Source organism: Bacteroides sp. 519 (genome assembly GCF_010500955.1).
Classification (GTDB): domain Bacteria; phylum Bacteroidota; class Bacteroidia; order Bacteroidales; family Bacteroidaceae; genus Bacteroides.
The window spans coordinates 235,356-254,028 of record NZ_QVMJ01000005.1; the positions used below are offsets into that span (position 1 = coordinate 235,356).

The 18,673-nt window shown below is 41.2% G+C and carries 18 protein-coding genes; 14 read left to right on the plus strand and 4 right to left on the minus strand.

Annotated features, from left to right (window positions below; genetic code table 11):
- Positions 1-54: 54 nt before the first annotated feature.
- Positions 55-2,289 (plus strand): inorganic phosphate transporter, encoded by a 2,235-nt coding sequence (locus D0T85_RS07340; RefSeq protein WP_163211755.1) that lies wholly within the window; start codon positions 55-57, stop codon positions 2,287-2,289.
- A 105-nt stretch (positions 2,290-2,394) separates the two neighbouring features.
- On the opposite strand, the gene D0T85_RS07345 is transcribed toward D0T85_RS07340, so the two are convergent.
- Positions 2,395-2,796 carry a response regulator gene (locus D0T85_RS07345; protein ID WP_163211757.1) on the minus strand — a complete coding sequence of 134 codons (402 nt, stop codon included), beginning with the start codon at positions 2,794-2,796 and terminating at the stop codon, positions 2,395-2,397.
- Between the two features lie 238 nt (positions 2,797-3,034).
- Between D0T85_RS07345 and D0T85_RS07350 the strand changes: the two genes are divergently transcribed.
- The gene (locus tag D0T85_RS07350; RefSeq protein ID WP_163211759.1) at positions 3,035-4,663 is read left to right on the plus strand and encodes an ABC-F family ATP-binding cassette domain-containing protein; all 1,629 of its coding nucleotides are present in this window, start codon (positions 3,035-3,037) and stop codon (positions 4,661-4,663) included.
- 108 nt (positions 4,664-4,771) lie between these two features.
- Here D0T85_RS07350 and tnpA read toward each other — a convergent pair whose 3' ends face one another.
- Both tnpA and D0T85_RS07360 read right to left on the minus strand, forming a co-directional pair.
- Complete coding sequence (tnpA, locus tag D0T85_RS07355) at positions 4,772-5,245, minus strand: IS200/IS605 family transposase (RefSeq protein ID WP_163211762.1); 474 nt, start codon at positions 5,243-5,245, stop codon at positions 4,772-4,774.
- Positions 5,246-5,375: 130 nt separating this feature from the next.
- Positions 5,376-5,606 (minus strand): hypothetical protein, encoded by a 231-nt coding sequence (locus D0T85_RS07360; protein WP_163211764.1) that lies wholly within the window; start codon positions 5,604-5,606, stop codon positions 5,376-5,378.
- A 77-nt stretch (positions 5,607-5,683) separates the two neighbouring features.
- On the opposite strand from D0T85_RS07360, the gene D0T85_RS07365 reads away from it, so the two are divergent.
- The 4 genes from D0T85_RS07365 (at position 5,684) to D0T85_RS07380 (ending at position 11,902) form a co-directional block, all read left to right on the plus strand.
- A complete protein-coding gene (locus tag D0T85_RS07365; RefSeq protein ID WP_163211766.1) occupies positions 5,684-6,088 on the plus strand; it encodes a DUF6769 family protein in 405 nt (134 codons plus the stop codon).
- Positions 6,089-6,180: 92 nt separating this feature from the next.
- A complete protein-coding gene (locus D0T85_RS07370; RefSeq protein WP_163211768.1) occupies positions 6,181-7,491 on the plus strand; it encodes an efflux RND transporter periplasmic adaptor subunit in 1,311 nt (436 codons plus the stop codon).
- Between the two features lie 137 nt (positions 7,492-7,628).
- Entirely contained in the window at positions 7,629-10,715 is a 3,087-nt protein-coding gene (locus D0T85_RS07375; RefSeq protein WP_163211770.1) for an efflux RND transporter permease subunit, read from the plus strand.
- 2 nt (positions 10,716-10,717) lie between these two features.
- Positions 10,718-11,902 (plus strand): TolC family protein, encoded by a 1,185-nt coding sequence (locus tag D0T85_RS07380; RefSeq protein ID WP_239060664.1) that lies wholly within the window; start codon positions 10,718-10,720, stop codon positions 11,900-11,902.
- Positions 11,903-11,905: 3 nt separating this feature from the next.
- Here the strand turns inward: D0T85_RS07380 and D0T85_RS07385 are convergent, their stop codons facing one another.
- Positions 11,906-13,480, minus strand: a complete 1,575-nt coding sequence (locus tag D0T85_RS07385) for an ATP-binding protein (protein ID WP_163211774.1) — start codon at positions 13,478-13,480, stop codon at positions 11,906-11,908.
- A gap of 524 nt (positions 13,481-14,004) precedes the next feature.
- Between D0T85_RS07385 and D0T85_RS07390 the strand changes: the two genes are divergently transcribed.
- From D0T85_RS07390 to D0T85_RS07425, 8 genes are read left to right on the plus strand one after another with little or no spacing between them, the layout of a single operon-like run.
- Complete coding sequence (locus D0T85_RS07390) at positions 14,005-14,271, plus strand: hypothetical protein (protein ID WP_163211776.1); 267 nt, start codon at positions 14,005-14,007, stop codon at positions 14,269-14,271.
- Positions 14,272-14,282: 11 nt separating this feature from the next.
- Positions 14,283-15,275 carry a fusion protein gene (locus tag D0T85_RS07395; RefSeq protein ID WP_163211778.1) on the plus strand — a complete coding sequence of 331 codons (993 nt, stop codon included), beginning with the start codon at positions 14,283-14,285 and terminating at the stop codon, positions 15,273-15,275.
- Positions 15,276-15,283: 8 nt separating this feature from the next.
- The gene (locus D0T85_RS07400) at positions 15,284-15,691 is read left to right on the plus strand and encodes a PcfK-like family protein (RefSeq protein ID WP_163211780.1); all 408 of its coding nucleotides are present in this window, start codon (positions 15,284-15,286) and stop codon (positions 15,689-15,691) included.
- A 3-nt stretch (positions 15,692-15,694) separates the two neighbouring features.
- Positions 15,695-16,963, plus strand: a complete 1,269-nt coding sequence (locus D0T85_RS07405; RefSeq protein ID WP_163211782.1) for a PcfJ domain-containing protein — start codon at positions 15,695-15,697, stop codon at positions 16,961-16,963.
- 25 nt (positions 16,964-16,988) lie between these two features.
- Complete coding sequence (locus D0T85_RS07410; protein ID WP_163211784.1) at positions 16,989-17,288, plus strand: hypothetical protein; 300 nt, start codon at positions 16,989-16,991, stop codon at positions 17,286-17,288.
- Positions 17,289-17,303: 15 nt separating this feature from the next.
- A complete protein-coding gene (locus D0T85_RS07415; protein WP_163211786.1) occupies positions 17,304-17,669 on the plus strand; it encodes a hypothetical protein in 366 nt (121 codons plus the stop codon).
- 47 nt (positions 17,670-17,716) lie between these two features.
- Positions 17,717-17,950 carry a hypothetical protein gene (locus tag D0T85_RS07420; RefSeq protein ID WP_163211788.1) on the plus strand — a complete coding sequence of 78 codons (234 nt, stop codon included), beginning with the start codon at positions 17,717-17,719 and terminating at the stop codon, positions 17,948-17,950.
- An 11-nt stretch (positions 17,951-17,961) separates the two neighbouring features.
- On the plus strand, positions 17,962-18,651 hold the full coding sequence (locus D0T85_RS07425) for a hypothetical protein (RefSeq protein WP_163211790.1): 690 nt from the start codon (positions 17,962-17,964) through the stop codon (positions 18,649-18,651).
- Positions 18,652-18,673 lie beyond the last annotated feature (22 nt).

Sequence of the window (18,673 nt, forward strand, 5' to 3'; positions counted from 1 at the left end):
ATTTTTATGCAATAAAAATTCAATTCCTTTGTTCCTTGAAATAAACTTGATTTTATGGACACGTTATACCTCGGGATTTTAATTTTTATATTTGTATTAGCCATATACGATATCATGGTCGGCGTTAGTAATGATGCCGTAAACTTCTTAAACTCGGCAGTAGGTTCAAAAGCCGCTCCATTTAAGCTGGTACTTTTCATTGCAGCAATAGGTATATTTGTGGGTGCCACTTTTTCTAATGGCATGATGGATATTGCCCGGCATGGCATTTACCAACCACAACATTTCTATTTTGCCGAGATAATGTGCATACTGTTGGCGGTAATGCTTACGGATGTAGTTTTACTCGATCTTTTTAACTCTATGGGAATGCCTACCTCGACTACTGTATCAATGGTATTCGAATTGTTGGGAGGTACCTTTGCCCTCGCCCTGATAAAAGTTGCCGGAAGCGATTTAAGTTTCGGCGATCTGATAAATACCGACAAGGCGCTCTCTGTGATAATGGCCATATTCATCTCGGTTGCTATTGCCTTCTTTTTCGGGATGGTGGTTCAGTACATCACACGTGTTATCTTCACATTTAATTATAAGAGAACCATGAAGTACGCCATCGGGGTGTTTGGCGGAGTTGCTGTTACAGCTATCATCTACTTTATGCTGATTAAAGGATTGAAAGATAGCTCCTTTATGACTGCCGAATACAAAACATGGATACACGATAACACCTTCATGCTGGTAAGCACCTGCTTTATTATCTCTACTATCTTCATGCAGATATTGCATTGGCTTAAGGTTAATGTATTCAAAATAATTGTTCTGCTGGGTACTTTTGCGCTGGCACTGGCGTTTGCAGGGAATGACCTTGTTAACTTTATCGGTGTGCCACTGGCTGGATTTTCTTCTTATATTGATTATACTGCCAACTCGGGCGAGTTAGGACCCGATGGATTCCTGATGACTTCATTAACCGGATCGGCAATAACTCCCTGGTATTTTCTTTTAGGTGCAGGTGCTATTATGGTATATGCGTTATACACTTCAAAGAAAGCTCAAAATGTGATTAAAACCTCTGTCGACCTTTCGCGGCAGGACGAAGGTGAGGAAAGTTTCGGTAGCACGCCTATAGCCCGTACACTGGTGCGCATAAGTTTAAACCTATCGCACAGCATCACAAAATCGGTTCCGGATAGAACTAAGAAATGGCTCGACACCCGTTTTCGTAAAGATGAGGTTATTATGGCCGATGGGGCTGCTTTCGACCTTATACGTGCTTCGGTTAATCTGGTGTTGGCTGGTTTGCTTATTGCTGTTGGTACATCACTAAAACTTCCACTATCAACCACTTATGTTACCTTCATGGTGGCAATGGGTACCTCCTTGGCCGACCGTGCCTGGGGCCGCGACTCTGCCGTATACCGCATAACCGGGGTACTCTCTGTTATTGGTGGTTGGTTCCTTACCGCCGGTGCAGCATTTACTATTTGTTTTGTTGTTGCAATAGTTATACATTATGGCGGTACAATAGCCATAATAGCAATGATTGCTTTAGCGGCATTATCGTTAATTCGTAATCAGATTCTATTTAAAAAGAAAAAGAATAGAGGCGAAGTTAACGAAACGGTTAAACAACTGTTAAGCGCACCCAACAGCGAGGAGGCTTTGAAACTGCTCCGTATTCTTACCCGCGAAGAGCTTTCTAAGGTTTTCGACTTTGTCGATGTTAACTTTAACAATACCGTTGTTTCTTTCTTTAACGAAAACCTACGGGGATTAAGAAAGGCATCCGGCGCCATTAAATTTGAGAAACAACTGATTAAGCAAATGAGGCGTATCGGCACAATGGCCATCTCAAAACTTGATAATCAAACATTGCTCGAAAAAGGATTGTATTATTATCAGGGTAATGATTTTGCCAGCGAGTTAGTTTATAGTATCGATCGTATTAACGAACCGTGTTTGGAACATATTGATAACAACTTCAAACCATTAGATGATACCCAGAAAGAGGAATTCAGCACCATAACCGAATCTATTATCAGTCTGGTACGTTCGTGCAAAACCAAATTAATAGAAAATGATTATAGCAATCTGGCTGTAGATATCAGAGAATCAAATACAATCAACAACCAACTGTCGGCTATTAAAAGAGAAGAGCTACAACGAATTCAAAATCAAAAGGGAAGTATCAAAGTAAGCCTGGTATATCTTACTATGTTACAAGAAGCCCAAAACGTTGTTACTTACACCACTAATATAATGAAGGTGAGTAAGAAATTCCAAGAATGATGATTTAATGTGCCAATGTGAAAATATGCCAATGTGCCAATTGCTTTGCAGTATCCGCATGGTAATTGGCACATTGGCATATTTTCACATTGGCACATTAAATCATTACCAGCTTACTTCGGGAGTATATTTGCTTAAGCAGCTTCTTAATGTTTTAAGGGTTATGGGTTTAACAAGAACTTCTGTTGCGCCGCTTTTCATAGCAGCCTCTTTATCCGAATTAAAAGCATAAGCAGTTTGCATAATAATAGGAATGCTACCCGAAAGCTCTCTGATAGCTTTGGTTGCCTCCAACCCGTTCATTATGGGCATTTTTATATCCATCAACAAGGCTGCGACTTCATCCTGATGTTGCTTGTATAAGGTTATCATCTCTTCACCATTCTTTGCCCACTCTATTCGGTATTTTTTCTGAATGATGGCTTTTATCAGTTTAAAATTACTTTCATCATCTTCGGCAACCAAAATAAGAGGACGGTTATCTTGCATATAATCAGCAGCTTCCATAAAGTTTGTCTATTTATTCCTGTATTTGTGTGCAAGTTATAAAAAAAAGCATTAATTGCTTATCTTTGCAGCCGCAAAATTAGTAATGAGTAGTGAGTTTTGAGTTTTGAGTTTTGAGTTATGAGTAGTGAGTTATGGGTTTTGAGTGCCATGCGGCATCCGTAACTCATTACTCATTACTCACTACTCACAACTCATCACTCACAACTCACTACTCAAAACTCAAAACTCATTACTCATGATATCTGTTGACGGACTTACTGTTGAATTTGGTGGTAGCACACTATTCTCTGATATATCTTTTGTTATTAATGAAAAAGACCGTATTGCCCTTATGGGGAAAAACGGTGCAGGTAAAAGTACACTCTTAAAAATACTTGCCGGAGTTAGACAACCCAGCCGCGGAAAAGTATCTGCCCCGAAAGATACTGTTATTGCTTATCTGCCGCAGCACCTGATGACCGAAGACGGACGAACCGTTTTTGAAGAAACAGCACAAGCCTTTGCGCATCTCCATGAAATGGAAGCCGAAATTGATAAGCTAAACAAAGAACTGGAAACCCGTACCGATTACGAGAGCGACAGTTACATGGAGCTTATCGAAAAGGTATCGGCACTCAGTGAAAAGTTTTATACCATAGATGCTACCAACTACGAAGAGGATGTTGAAAAAGCACTTCTGGGTTTAGGGTTTGTGCGTGAAGACTTTACCCGCCCTACCAGCGACTTCAGCGGTGGATGGCGGATGCGGATTGAGCTAGCCAAACTACTTCTGCAAAAACCGGATGTATTACTACTCGATGAGCCTACAAACCACCTGGATATTGAATCTATTCAGTGGTTGGAAGATTTCCTTATTAATAGTGCCAAAGCAGTAATAGTTATTAGTCACGACCGTAAATTTGTTGATAACATTACAACCCGAACCATTGAAGTTACAATGGGACGAATCTATGATTATAAAGTAAACTACTCCAAATATCTTGAGTTGAGAAAAGAACGTCGTGTGCAACAGCAAAAGGCATTCGACGAACAACAAAAGTTTATTGCCGAAACCAAAGAGTTTATTGAACGCTTTAAAGGTACCTACTCTAAAACATTACAGGTACAAAGCCGCGTAAAGATGCTTGAAAAGTTGGAGATTCTCGAAGTAGATGAGGAAGATACATCAGCATTACGCCTGAAATTCCCTCCTTCGCCACGTTCGGGCACTTATCCTGTTGTTATGGACAGGGTTGGCAAAACTTATGGCGACCATGTTGTTTTCAAAAATGCCTCGCTAACCATTGAACGGGGCGACAAAGTGGCCTTTGTTGGTAAAAACGGTGAGGGTAAATCAACACTTGTGCGTTGTATTATGAAAGAGATTGAGCACGAGGGCGAATTAACTGTAGGTCATAATGTACAAATAGGATACTTTGCTCAAAACCAGGCTTCGCTTCTGGACGAGAGTCTCACTGTTTTCCAAACAATTGATGATGTAGCTATTGGCGACATCCGTAACAAAATACGTGATTTGCTGGGAGCCTTTATGTTTGGTGGAGAAGAATCGACCAAGAAAGTAAAAGTACTTTCGGGTGGAGAACGAACAAGGCTTGCTATGATTAAACTACTGTTGGAACCAGTAAACCTCCTTATTCTGGATGAGCCAACCAATCATCTGGACCTGAAAACAAAAGATATCCTGAAACAGGCACTTGTTGATTTTGATGGTACATTAATTGTTGTATCGCACGACCGTGACTTCCTTGACGGACTAGTTACCAAGGTTTATGAATTTGGAAACAAACAGGTTAAAGAACATTTAAGTGGTATATATGAGTTCCTCGAAAAGAAGAAAATGGATTGGGATGCAATTGATAGTTGATAGTTTCTGTACCTTTTAATTTCGGATTACAGGGAATCCCTCCGGGATTCAATTTGAATAACCCCCAGTGAAGCGTAGCGACTGGGGGTGAAAAAGTCCTCTCGCGCTTCAACCCCGAAGTGGGTTGAATTCATCCTTATCATCGAAAAAACGCTCATCGAGTACCTCTCCCTGTTCTTTGAACAAACGTATTATCTCATCCCTAAAGTTTTCTTTCTTATGGTGCTCCTGTTGATTTTTTACATACTGCACAAGCGTATCTTTATCTTGGTATGAATAGGATAAAGCGCAAAAGCCTTCACCCCAAGATTTGAAACGTGGAAAAAGACCAGAGGATTTAATCCATAATGAAGAAGATACTTTAATAGCTTTGATGTAATCTGATAGTGAAATAGTATGCGGAAGACTCAATACAATATGGACATGGTCTTCCATACAGTTTATTCGATAAAGAACACCTTTCTTGTTTTTAATTACACCCCAGATGTATTTAAACAATTCGGGCGTATAAGATAAATCAAGGGTCGGTTCGCTATATTTAGTACGAAAGACAATGTGTAAAAGAATCTTTGAATAAGACATGATAAAGAATTTAGTTTAAGAAAAAAAATACACTGAAAGTTCTAATACGCAATGAATGTAAATTCAACCCACTTCGGGGTTGAAGTGCGAGAGGACTTTTTTACCCCCAGTCGCTACGCTTCACTGGGGGTTATTCAAATTGAATCCCGGAGGGATTCTCAAACTCTTGACATATCCAACTTTTATACTTGTTTGCTGCCATACATAAATTTTCATTGGGACTTTTAGGATTAGTTATTTCACTGAAAAATATATCACAGTCTCTTTCAGAAACGATTATTGGTTCTGACTCTTCATTTCTTTCTTTAGTTTGCTCTGTTGATTCCATATTATTTTCAAAGATATGGATATCTATAAACATTTGCAACCAGGTTGCACACCTATAATTTGGATATACCATCCGAATCCCCTACTTTTGTAACCCAATTAGTTAAATAAATGAAACTAAAGACTTTCATATCAATCTTTCTGTTGCTTATAAGTATAATACTTATAGCCATGCCGGCTATTCCACATCATCATCATGGCAATGGAACCATTTGTATGAAAGACGATCTGAAGAACGATGATTGTTGTACAATGGAACACAATCACCATCACGAAGAAGATGATCCTTGTTGTAATGGAGCTTGTGCAACCCATGTATTTTCTACACCAACAATTGACTCGGAAAATTCTCTTCCTCCACTTATTTGCTTAGACATTCTATTTACCGAATCGATTATACGGTTCATTACCCAGCCCTTAGAAAAAAACATCCACGATGATTTTGTCTTTGTGGAATTTCTTCACGGCACGTATATAACACGTGCCGCAGGACTTCGTGCGCCTCCTTTAAGCTAATTTGTACTCCTTATTAATCAAAACATTTATTTTATCCACAACTAATGCGTAGCCAATTAACACATTGGCACATTAGTATATTATACATAATTATGAAGAAGCTTTTATTCATAACAATTCTTGGTATGTTCCTTTTCGGATCGTGCCAAAGCAACACGAAGAAAGACACTACCGCCACACACCAACACGAAAACTGTGATAGTCACGACCATGATCATGATAGTCACGATCACAACCATGACCACGATCATGACCATGATGGTCATAACCACGAATCGCACGACCATTCCAAACACGATGGTCATGACCACGATCATGCCACACACGCCCACGATGACCACGATGACCATAGCGGCCACGACCATGGGAATGAAGAGAATAGTGACGAAATTGTAATCTCTAAAGAAAAGGCCGAAGCTGCCGGAATTAGATCGGCAGTAATTAAACCGGGTGTTTTTAATCAGGTAATTAAAACCAGCGGACAGGTTCTTGCTGCACAAGGAGATGAAGCCGTTGCAGTTGCTACTGTATCGGGGGTGGTATCTTTCAGAAATAAAATAACCGAAGGTATCAGTGTAGGCAAAGGTAGTTCGTTGCTGGTAGTATCATCTAAAAATCTGGCAGATGGCGACCCCGTACAAAAGGCTCAGGTTACATACGAAACCGCCAAAAAGGAATACGAACGAATGCTGCCTCTTGTTGAAAGCAAAATTGTATCCGAGAAAGACTTTAACCAGGCAAAGCAGAATTATGAAAATGCACGCATCAGTTACGAAGCAATGTCGAAAAACCAATCGGCAGGTGGACAAACCATTGTGGCCCCCATTGGTGGTTACATTAAAAACATCCTTGTAAAAGAGGGAGACTATGTTGAACTGGGGCAACCATTGGTAAGCATCACCCAAAACAGAAGATTGTTTTTGCGTGCAGAGGTTTCCGAGAAATACTACTCTCAGCTACGCAACATATCATCGGCTAATTTTAAAACGCCTTATAATAACGAAACCTATCATTTACAGGATTTAGGCGGACGCCTGTTATCGTTTGGTAAATCATCGGGAGATAATTCATACTATGTGCCTGTTACCTTTGAATTTGATAATAAGGGGGATGTGTTGCCCGGATCGTTTGTTGAAATATATCTGTTATCTACCCCCATACAAAATGTATTATCATTGCCTCATAGTGCCCTCACCGAAGAGCAAGGAAGTTATTTTATTTATATTCAGCTAGACGATGAGTGCTACAAAAAGCAGGAAGTGAAATTGGGAGCCGATAACGGAAGCCATGTTGAAATAACAAAAGGAATACATGCCGGCGAAAGAGTTGTTACCGAAGGTGCCTATCAGGTAAAACTGGCTTCGGCAAGTAATGCACTACCGGCACATACACATGAACACTAACTAAGTTTTGAGTTATGAGTTATGAGTATTGAGTTATGAGTTATGAGTTATGAGTACCATGCGGCACCGTAACTCAAAACTCAAAACTCAAAACTCATTACTCATTACTCATAACTCATTACTCAATACTCAAAGATATGTTAAATAAAATAATACGATATTCACTAAATAACCGATTGGTAGTACTGGCAGCCGCCATCCTCATTATGATATGGGGAACATATACTGCCATGCATACGGAAGTGGATGTATTCCCCGATCTGAATGCACCCACCGTAGTTATTATGACCGAAGCCAATGGTATGGCAACGGAAGAAGTGGAACAACTGGTTACTTTCCCTATTGAAACAGCAGTGAATGGTGCTACAGGAGTAAGACGTGTACGGTCATCCTCAACCACCGGGTTCTCGGTTGTATGGGTTGAGTTCGATTGGGGAACGGATATTTACCTTGCCCGCCAGATTGTATCCGAAAAGCTTACTGTAGTAAACGAATCGCTACCCGAAAACGTGGGGAATCCTACACTTGGGCCGCAATCGTCGATATTGGGCGAAATGCTTATTATCGGGCTTACAGCCGATACCACTTCCCTACTCGATCTGCGTACAATTGCCGACTGGACCATTCGTCCACGATTGTTATCTACCGGCGGTGTAGCACAGGTTGCTGTATTGGGTGGCGACATTAAAGAATACCAGATACTGTTGTCGCCCGACCGCATGAAACATTATGGAGTATCTCTCAATGAGGTTATGGATGCTACCCGTAACATGAATCTCAATGCAAACGGTGGGGTACTTTACGAGTATGGAAACGAGTATATTGTACGCGGCATCCTGTCGACCGAGAGCACTGATAAACTAGGTAAAGTTTTGGTGAAGTCTATAGATAACATTCCGGTAATGTTAGAAGATATTGCCGATGTTAAAATCGGAGCTAAAGCACCTAAGTTGGGAACTGCTTCGGAACGTGGAAAACCAGCCGTACTGCTTACCGTAACCAAACAACCTGCTACAAGCACATTAGAACTTACCGAAAAGCTGGAAGCCTCATTGAATGATTTAAAAAAGAATCTTCCGGCCGATGTACATGTGTCGACAGACATTTTCCGGCAAAGCCGCTTTATAGAAAGCTCTATTGGCAACGTGCAGAAATCGTTGATAGAGGGTGGAATATTTGTGGTAATCATTCTCTTCCTGTTTTTGGGTAATGTACGTACTACTATCATATCGTTGGTTACGCTGCCTCTATCTATAGTTATTTCATTACTCACTTTGCATTATCTGGGCTTAACCATAAATACAATGAGTTTAGGTGGTTTGGCCATTGCCATAGGTTCGTTGGTTGATGATGCTATTGTAGACGTAGAGAACGTATATAAAAGGTTGCGCGAAAACAGCATGAAGCCTGTCGAAGACCGTTTACCTGTAATTCAGGTGGTATTCAATGCCTCTAAAGAGGTGCGTATGCCCATTTTAAACTCAACCCTTATTATTGTGGCCAGTTTTGTACCGTTGTTTTTCCTCACTGGTATGGAAGGGCGCATGCTTGTACCACTGGGTATTGCTTTTATTGTTGCACTATGTGCCTCTACACTAATAGCACTAACCCTTACTCCGGTTCTTTGTAGTTATCTGTTAGGCAAAAACAAGAGCGATAAACTTCCTAAAGAAGCTTTCATAGCTGTTTGGCTTAAAGGTATTTACCAAAAAGCATTGGTATGGGTGTTAAATCATAAAAAAGGCATATTGGGTGGAACCATCGCCTTGTTGGTTGTAACATTGGTTTTGTTCTTTACTTTAGGCCGAAGCTTCCTGCCTCCGTTTAACGAAGGTTCGCTTACCATTAATATCGGTTCAATGCCGGGTATCTCTCTGGAAGAATCGGACAAGATGGGGCATCATGCCGAAATGCTTCTGCTCACCATTCCCGAGATACAAACCGTAGCCCGGAAAACTGGTCGTGCCGAACTAGACGAACATGCTCTTGGCGTAAACGTATCGGAACTCGAAGCTCCTTTTGAATTGGACAAAAGAAGCCGTAGTGAATTTATGACCGAAGTGCGCGAAAAGCTATCAACCATTACTGGTGCAAACATAGAGATTGGTCAGCCCATTAGCCACCGTATTGATGCAATGCTATCGGGCACCCAGGCCAACATTGCAATTAAACTGTTTGGCGATGATTTGAATAAGATGTTTGCCCTTGGTAATGAAATAAAGAGTGCCGTTGGGGGCGTTGAAGGGATAGCCGACTTAAATGTAGAGCAACAAATTGAACGTCCGCAGTTAAAAATCACTCCCAAGAGAGAGATTATGGCCAGATACGGCATTACGCTTCCGGAGTTCTCCGAGTTTATTAACGTTAATCTGGCTGGCGAAGTTGTATCGCAAGTGTACGAACAAGGCAAAAGTTTCGATCTTACTGTAAAGGTAAACGATGATAACCGGGATAAGATAAACAAGATTTCGGACTTGATGATTGATACAGGAGATGGCAATAAAGTGCCTCTCAACTACATTGCCGATGTAACTTCTTCGATGGGCCCCAACACAGTAAGCCGCGAAAATGTTAAACGCAAAATTGTTATCTCGGCCAATATCGCCGACAGAGACTTACGAAGTGTGGTAAATGATATTCGGGATATTGTAGATAAAGAAATCAGTCTACCCGAAGGTTACCACATAGAGTATGGCGGACAATTTGAAAGCGAACAAGCTGCCAGTCGTACCTTACTGATTACTTCTTTAATGGCCATTGTGGTTATCTTCTTGTTACTATTCAATGAGTTCCGAAGCGCAGCATTATCGGGTATTATCCTTATAAATCTGCCACTGGCACTTATTGGTGGAGTGTTTATTCTGTTTTTCACCACAGGCGAGATCAGTATTCCGGCCATAATCGGGTTTATTTCCTTGTTTGGTATTGCTACCCGTAACGGTATGTTGCTGATTAACCGTTATACCCATTTACAGAAAGAAGAGAATTATAATGTGTACGATAGTGTTATTCATGGATCGCTTGACCGTTTGAACCCCATTTTAATGACTGCACTTACATCTGCACTGGCACTTGTTCCGTTGGCATTGGGTGGCGATTTACCCGGTAACGAAATACAAAGCCCCATGGCTAAAGTTATTCTGGGTGGACTGCTTACCTCTACCTTCCTGAACGGTTTTATAGTGCCTGTTGTCTATTTATTGATGAATAGAAAAAATAAATGATTATGATACAGAAATTTATATTTGCATTTGTATTATTGATTAGTTCATCAATAATATATGCCCAAACTGCCAGCCTGGAAGATGTATTATCGGGCATTGAAGCCAACAACAAGCAGTTGCAAGCCAACAAACAGGAAACCATTGTTCAAAAGTTGGAAGCAAAAACCGACAATAACCTGCCCGACCCCACGGTTTCGTATGCACACATGTGGGGAAAGCACAATAGCAACGAAACCATCAGTGAGATGGTGGTTTCGCAAAGTTTCGACTTCCCTACCCTATATGCTACCCGCAGCAAAATGAATAAGCTACGGATGGGTGCTTTCGACAGTCAGGCAGAATCTTTCCGCCGCGATTTATTGTTGCAGGCTAAAGAAGTGTGTCTGGACATAATTATGTTGAGGCAGCAAAAACAAATACTCGATGAGCGGTTAAAGAACGCGCAGGCATTGTCCGATATGTATGCCCAAAGACTACAAAACGGTGATGCCAGCATTTTGGAAACCAACAAAATCAATCTTGAGTTGTTGAATGTAAAAACAGAAGCTAACCTCAACACATCGGCCTTAAACAATAAATTGCAGGAACTGGCTGTTCTCAATGGCAACAACCCTATTAACTTTGTTGGCACCGACTATCCTGTAATGGTTCTTCCACCAGATTATGAAACACTCCGCAGCGAAGTACTTGCCTCGGATATGTCTCTGTATGCACTCGACAGAGAAGCGGCTGCATCCCGGGTGGAGTTAAACCTCAATAAATCGCAATGGCTGCCTAAATTGGAATTGGGTTATCGCCGCAATACCGAATCGGGTAATCCTTTCAATGGGTTTGTTGTTGGTTTTTCGGTTCCTCTTTTCGAGAACCGCAATAAGGTAAAGATGGCCCGGGCGCAATCATTGAATCTGAATTACCAGAAAGAGAATAAAACGCTTGAAATAGAATCGGAACTTGCCCAGCAATATCGTGAGGCACAAACCGTTCGTTCTTCGATGGAGGAATACGAAAAAACATTTGCTGCCCAATCCGATCTGGAACTATTGAAACAGGCACTTATGGGTGGAGAAATATCTATGATAGAGTATTTTGTAGAGGTTTCTGTAGTGTATCAAAGTAAGATAAACTATATTCAATTGCAAAATCAATATCAAAAGGTTATGGCTAAGATTTACAAACACAGATTGTAGTGATTAACCAATCATCCATTCTCCCACATTTCTTTCTTCATGATCGAAGTTCACCCCTACCTTCACCAGCTGGCGCGTGTCGGCGGTGTAGGGAATGAGATAGCCCTTCTCGTCAATCTGGCGGAGGGCTTCTTGGGCAGTGCCATTCAGTTTGAACTCAAACACGTAGATGTAGTCTGGCGTCCACACCACGGCGTCGGCCCGTCCGCGGGCACTACGGATTTCCGTTTGGGTGAACTGCCCCATGAGCTTGAATACCAGATAAAACACCACCTGGTAATGGCGCTCCGTTTTATCGTTCAGTTCGTAAGGGAAGTCGGCAAAGAAGGCGCGCAGGCGGGTAAGGAAAGCCTCAATTTTACCAGCGCGCAGTTCTTTGACAAAGCGTCCGATATGGAAAGAAGTGCTTTCGGGTGGCACCGATTCGTAGTACGGTGCGGCAAAAGAAAGGAAGCCATACTTCACCTCCTCGTTAGGGAAGCCCAATGTATAAGCGCGGAACTCTTCATCGTACTCTTTAATGGTAAGATAGCCACTTTGGTAAATCATGGGGATGGGGTTGTTCACGTCGGCATGGTCGTTCATCAGCGAAGAGCCATCCACTTCCACACCTTCCAGGTCGCGAATATCGAAATCGGTCTTCTTGAGCATCTCTACCAAATAGGTGGGGGTACCACTGGCAAACCAGTAATGCTCGAACAAGCCATCTCTCAATGCGTTTAGCACACTAAAAGGATTGTACATGCCTATGTTGTTGTGCGGACTGAACCGATAACCATCGTACATACAGGTCATTTCATTGAGCAATTCTTCATACGTCATTTTATGATTGGTTGCCAAAGTATGGATTCCTGTGGAGAAATTCTCTTCAATTTCCTGGCGGGTGAGGCCACAAAGGTCGGCAAACTCGGGTAGGAAACTGATATCTTTCAAGTGGTTGAGGTTGCTGAATATACCCATCTGGGCAAACTTCGTAACCCCAGTGATGAAGACAAAGTGCAGGTACGGATCGGCATCTTTGAGTACAGTGTAAAAGGCGGTAAGCAGATTACGGAAGCGTGTTTGCAATTCTTCATTGTGTAGAGCACGTAGCAGGGGCTTGTCGTACTCATCAACAAGAACCACCACACGCAGACCAGTCTTTTCGTAGGCTTTCTGTATCACATTTTTAAAGCGAACAGAGTAGGAATCTATTGTAGGTTGCGAATCGTATTCCTTTTCCCAGACCATCAGTTGGTCTTCGAGGATTTTTTGCAAATCCTCCACTGTTTCGTATTTCTCGGCGTTTAGACTGAGATGAAGTACAGGGTAGGTTTTCCAGTCCTGTTCCCACTGCTCGATGGCCAGTCCGCGAAAGAGATCTTTCTTGCCCAAGAAGTACGCCTCCAGGGTAGAAAGCAGCAAACTCTTACCGAACCGACGGGGTCGTGACAAGAAGTAGGGAATCTTCATTCGGATGAGCCGGTATATCTGTGGAGTTTTGTCAACATAGAGGTAGCCTTCGGAACGCAACTTCTCGAAGCTTTGGATGCCTACCGGATAAAGGATTGGATTGAGAAAATTGTCATTTCTGTTCATAGCAACGGTTTTACGATTCGTTCTGCAAAGGTAGTGATTATTTTCAAATGCGGTATAATTCAGGGGATTGAACAGTCAATATTCAGCGATAGGTAATGATTTAGAAACTACTTAACCGCTTTACCTCGCTTCATTTTTCACCACTTCAAATAACTCTTTCACAAAGGTAAACAATATATCTTAAACCTCAAAGGGGCAGAATATTTTCATCCGAATCTGACCGATTTTAATTCCACTGTTGGCACAGTTATTTTATTATCAATTATCGTTTCTTCTTTCCCATTCCTCATTATTGATGGCATCCTGACCGACTGTTTTCTGTTCGATTGGCAAAGGTATCCCAGAGATGCGATACGCCAAATTTAAGCCCTAAAGGGTTTTGTCCGAAATCTTCCTCTTTCCCTCATCCTTCGGGCGAGCGTATTTAGTACAAAAAATTTGTCTTCATCACATCTCTGACCTTTTGCCGCCAATACGAAACAAAAAACAGCCGATCTGACGGATGCCGCATGAAAAAAAAAGTCATGGAAAAGAGAAACGATAGAACGAAACAAAAGAACAACCTCGCCTCGGGAATTAACATAAAATTGGTGCTTAGGTTAGCGTGTACGGTAGTATGTGTATGGTTACTGACGAAAGTCAGTGTTGTTGCATGGTCGCTCGTTGCTATGGTGGTCGTGTACCTGTTTGTCCGCTTACTGATAAAGTGTGTATTCCGTCTGATAGGCATCCTTATTTCGGTTTTCCTTTTCCTGCTTATCGCTTCATTAATCGTAGTATTCATATTCTAAAACTTACAATCATGACAAAGTTATTTTTATTAGGCGCACAGAGAGAGATAGACACTCAGAAACAAGTAGTTGAAATCGGACAGATTATCCACATGGAGGGATATTCTTACCATCGCTATGTGGTGTGCGATATAGTCCGTAATGAGTACGGCATTCATTATAAATTGATAGACTTATCCGATTATCTGTTTTATCGTACCGAGATAATCCGTCCCCTATCCCAAAAGTATGGTATCGGTTACTATTACGATGAAACTAACCCGACATTCAAGAACGAAGAAGAATTAAAGGCTATCGTTCGAAAAGCACAGGAGAAAAAAGCAGAGGACGAACGAAAAGCGGAACAGGAACGCATCCGCACAGAAGGAATCCGAGCCATCGGGCGTAAACGATTAGCCGAGATACTACCCAATGATGCTATGGCGATGATTGTCGGACGATTGAAACAGAATGATAGCGATAGCATGACCGATTACTATGCTTCTTCGGTACAACGAACTGTGATTTTGGGCTTTTCCAAACATACGAGAGACTTATTTTCCGAGATGCGCAAGTATGCAGGGAACTTTGAAGGAACAGCCTACCTATCCGAAAACAACGAGGACTACGAACACCGTGAGAAGTACAGTATGGGCGACGGCTATTACTTGGGCGAAAGTAAGTACAGCGGTTGGATTATAGAGAAAGTACGCCTATACAACCGTGAACGGTTTATTGAGGATTATGCCTATACCGCAGGACAAGAGGAGAATATCTGCATCAAGACACAGCAAACAATGTCTCCTGTCGTAGTACATCAAGCCGAGAACCTGCAATTTGAAATAATTGGTTATTCCGAGAAAGCAATCGCTCTATTCGGGGATACCAAAGAGATAAAAGACACCCTCAAAGACTTAGGAGGACGGTTTAACCCGAGATTATCCTACAATGGAGGTAAGAGAGCAGGGTGGATTTTCGCCACCACTAAGAGAGCAGAATTAAACAGCGTATTAAATCTAAAATAATTAGAGCCATGAAAGGAACAGATATTTTCAAAAGAACGATACATACCTATTTGGTACAACGTGCCGCAAGTGATGAACTGTTTGCAGAGAAGTATGCGAACCCCAAAAAGAGCATTGACGATTGTGTTACTTACATTCTAAATACAGTGAAGAAAAGCGGTTGCAATGGTTTTGCCGATGATGAAATCTACTCTATGGCGGTGCATTATTACGATGAAGACAACATCGAGGTAGGCAAACCGATGAATGCGGATGTAGTTGTAAACCATGTTGTAGAATTGAGCGAAGAAGAAAAGGAACAGGCTCGTAAAGAAGCCATACAACGTGTACAAAACGAAGCCTATAACAAGATGACACAACAACCCAAAAAGAGAACTAAGCAAGCAGTAGTAAATCAACCCTCTTTATTTGATTAAGTTATGAAACCGAAGAATAAATATCAGAAGCGAGTTTTTGAACTAAGTAAAAAACTATCTCCCATTACCAAAGCGCAGGTAAAATGGGGTTACAAGAATTGTATTGACCATATCGGGCGAAGAACCAAACAGGGTGTAATCTCCTGTTTAGAGTGTGGCTTTTCATGGATTGATATGTCAACGAAAAAGCATTGTACCTGTCCAAATTGTAACACAAAGCTGATTATCAACGATACAACAAAACGGGTATTTAGCGATTACCAATACTATTGCATCGTTACTTCTTCCGAAGAATTCCAGGTACTTCGTTTTTTCTATATTGACTACAAAGCCAAAGTCGGAGAAGAAGCACGTTATTTCCATAGTGAGGTAATACAACTTTGGATTACTCCAAGTGGTAAACACGCAACCATAGCAAGGTTGAGACCAATGTCTTGTTTTACTGATACATGGAACTTTTGTAGTAATCTTGAAATACGCCCGAATAAAAACTTTTACAACGCACTTCCGACAGCTACTTACCCACGCATGAAGTTAATCCCCGAAATCAAACGAAGCGGATTTACAGGGGATTTTCATAAACTTACACCGTTTGACCTGTTCCATTACATCGTAACAGAGAACAAAGCAGAAACCCTATTGAAAGCGAAGCAAACAACACTATTACAATTCTTTGCCTATCACACCTCACGGAATATTGCCGATTATTGGGCATCTATCCGTATCTGTATCCGAAACGGTTACAACATTGATGATGTTACGATGTGGTGCGATTACATTGATTTACTCCGCTTCTTCGGGAAAGACCTATGTAATGCGCATTACGTTTGCCCTGCTGACCTAAAAGGCGAACATGACAAGTATGTGCAGAAAAAGAGAGAGCATATTGAGCGGGAACGTAAGGAAGAAGCCAAACAACAGGCATTAAAGGATGAAGCTATATTTCAAGAACTGAAATCCAAATTCTTCGGTATTCAGTTCACGGACGGAGTAATCCAAGTTCGGGTACTCGAAAGTGTAACGGAAATAATGCAAGAGGGCGATGCTTTACATCACTGTGTATTCACAAATGATTACCACTTGAAACCCGACAGCCTTATCCTTTCCGCTTGCATTGATGGAGAGCGAGTAGAAACCGTTGAAATATCTCTTTCTAAATTGCAGGTAGTCCAATCGAGAGGCGTGTGCAACAAGAACACGGAGCATCACGATAGGATTATCAAACTTGTAAACAAGCATATCCCACTAATTAAAAAGAGAATAGCAGCATAATATCAACTAAAAAACAATTATCAAAATGAAACCGAATAAAATAGCAATTATGTATAAAGGTGTCCTGCACTTCCTAAACAGGGTAACAGCCGAAAGCAAACATTATCAAATAGCTTTTGAAACCGACCGTTGGAGCATCCGTTTTTATCTGTTACAGAACGGTCAAATCCGAATAATCATAAATAAGTCTATCAAAAAGAGCGAGACGGAATATCATACACACTTCTGTTATGACTGTTATTGCACACTTGACAAGAACGGCTTGTTTCTTGATGACGTACACGACCCTGCCACCTGCCGAAAGATAACCAACCCGACTAAATGATTTACCATAGAGCCGATGTTAAGGGATATTCACACCCAACTCAAAGATGAACTGGAAGCCCTGCATCCGTTCGACCTGATACATGACATAAGGGATTTAGAACAATTCATGTACAGGAAAATGGAAGAATACGGAACAGTAGAATTTATAGTAAATAACTCCCTACGCTTTGGTATTGGCGAAAATGCCTACACCACAAGCGAGGAAGCATTGAAAGCCAAAGAAAAAGAGCCTATTATGTTGCTAAATCTTTTCAATGGCAATCATGTAGTATCAAAAGATACTATCATATTTTTTCTCTACTGGCTTATTGACAGGGACGGACAATTAACCGTTTCCGATACTGAGCGAACAAAGACAGTCTTTGTAAACTCTAAATAACGGATTATTAATCAGGGCGGAGCAATCTGCCCATAAAGCCTAAAGCAATGAAATTGAAAATAAGTAAAACAAACAAGACCTGTACAATCAGCGGACTGACTCCTATCGAGGTAGATGTAATGTTGGCTATTGTTGATACAGCCAACAGGCGATGCTTCCGCGAGCAGGAAGATAGCGGAGAATGGTATAGCAATGACGACTTCATAGTGCTTCTAACCGATGAACAACGCCAAGCGTTGGCAAAAATAGGTGAAGAAATACAACAGATTTACAACAGCTAATAAGTAATATCATGGCACAGGAAAGAATGGACGATTGGATGCAATATGCAAAAGACCTTGCAAAAGCGGAACGGGAACTGGGTATTGAACATTGGGTATATATCACTTTTGAAATTCGGCATGAAGACAGAAGCCGGGAAGTTTTACACAAAATAGACATCCCCCGTGATATGTTAGACCGTTGGCGGTGGCTTATAGAATGGCGTAAGGCAAAATTAGTATGCAAATATCCGAGAAAAAGAGTTCAGGTATATCATTGCTTTTACGACAAGCGAACAGGTTTACAGACAGGTTTTGACTTTTTGTTGGGTAAAGTTGCATCGGCAAAAGCACAGATAACCAAAGTCGAAAGAGCCATTGTCCGATATATCGACTACAAAAAGAACAATGACCTATTTTTTAATATAGATACGGACGAACAGTTATTGAAGGCTTACAACAAATTGGAACAAAAGAAAAACAACTATCAAAAAATGTATATGATGTTACAGGAAGAAGTCAAAAAGCACAAGGAGAACAGCGATAGATACAAACTATTTATCGGCTTCAATAAGATAGGCGAGTTCAGTACAATCAGTGAAGCCAAGAAACACGCCTATGATAGCGGATTATCGGGCGTTTTTAATCTGATTGGCAACAAGTATCAAGACAGTTGGTATGTTTCCGAAATTGACCTACAAAAAAAGCAAGTAGAAGTATAACCAAAGGGCGGATTTTTCCGCC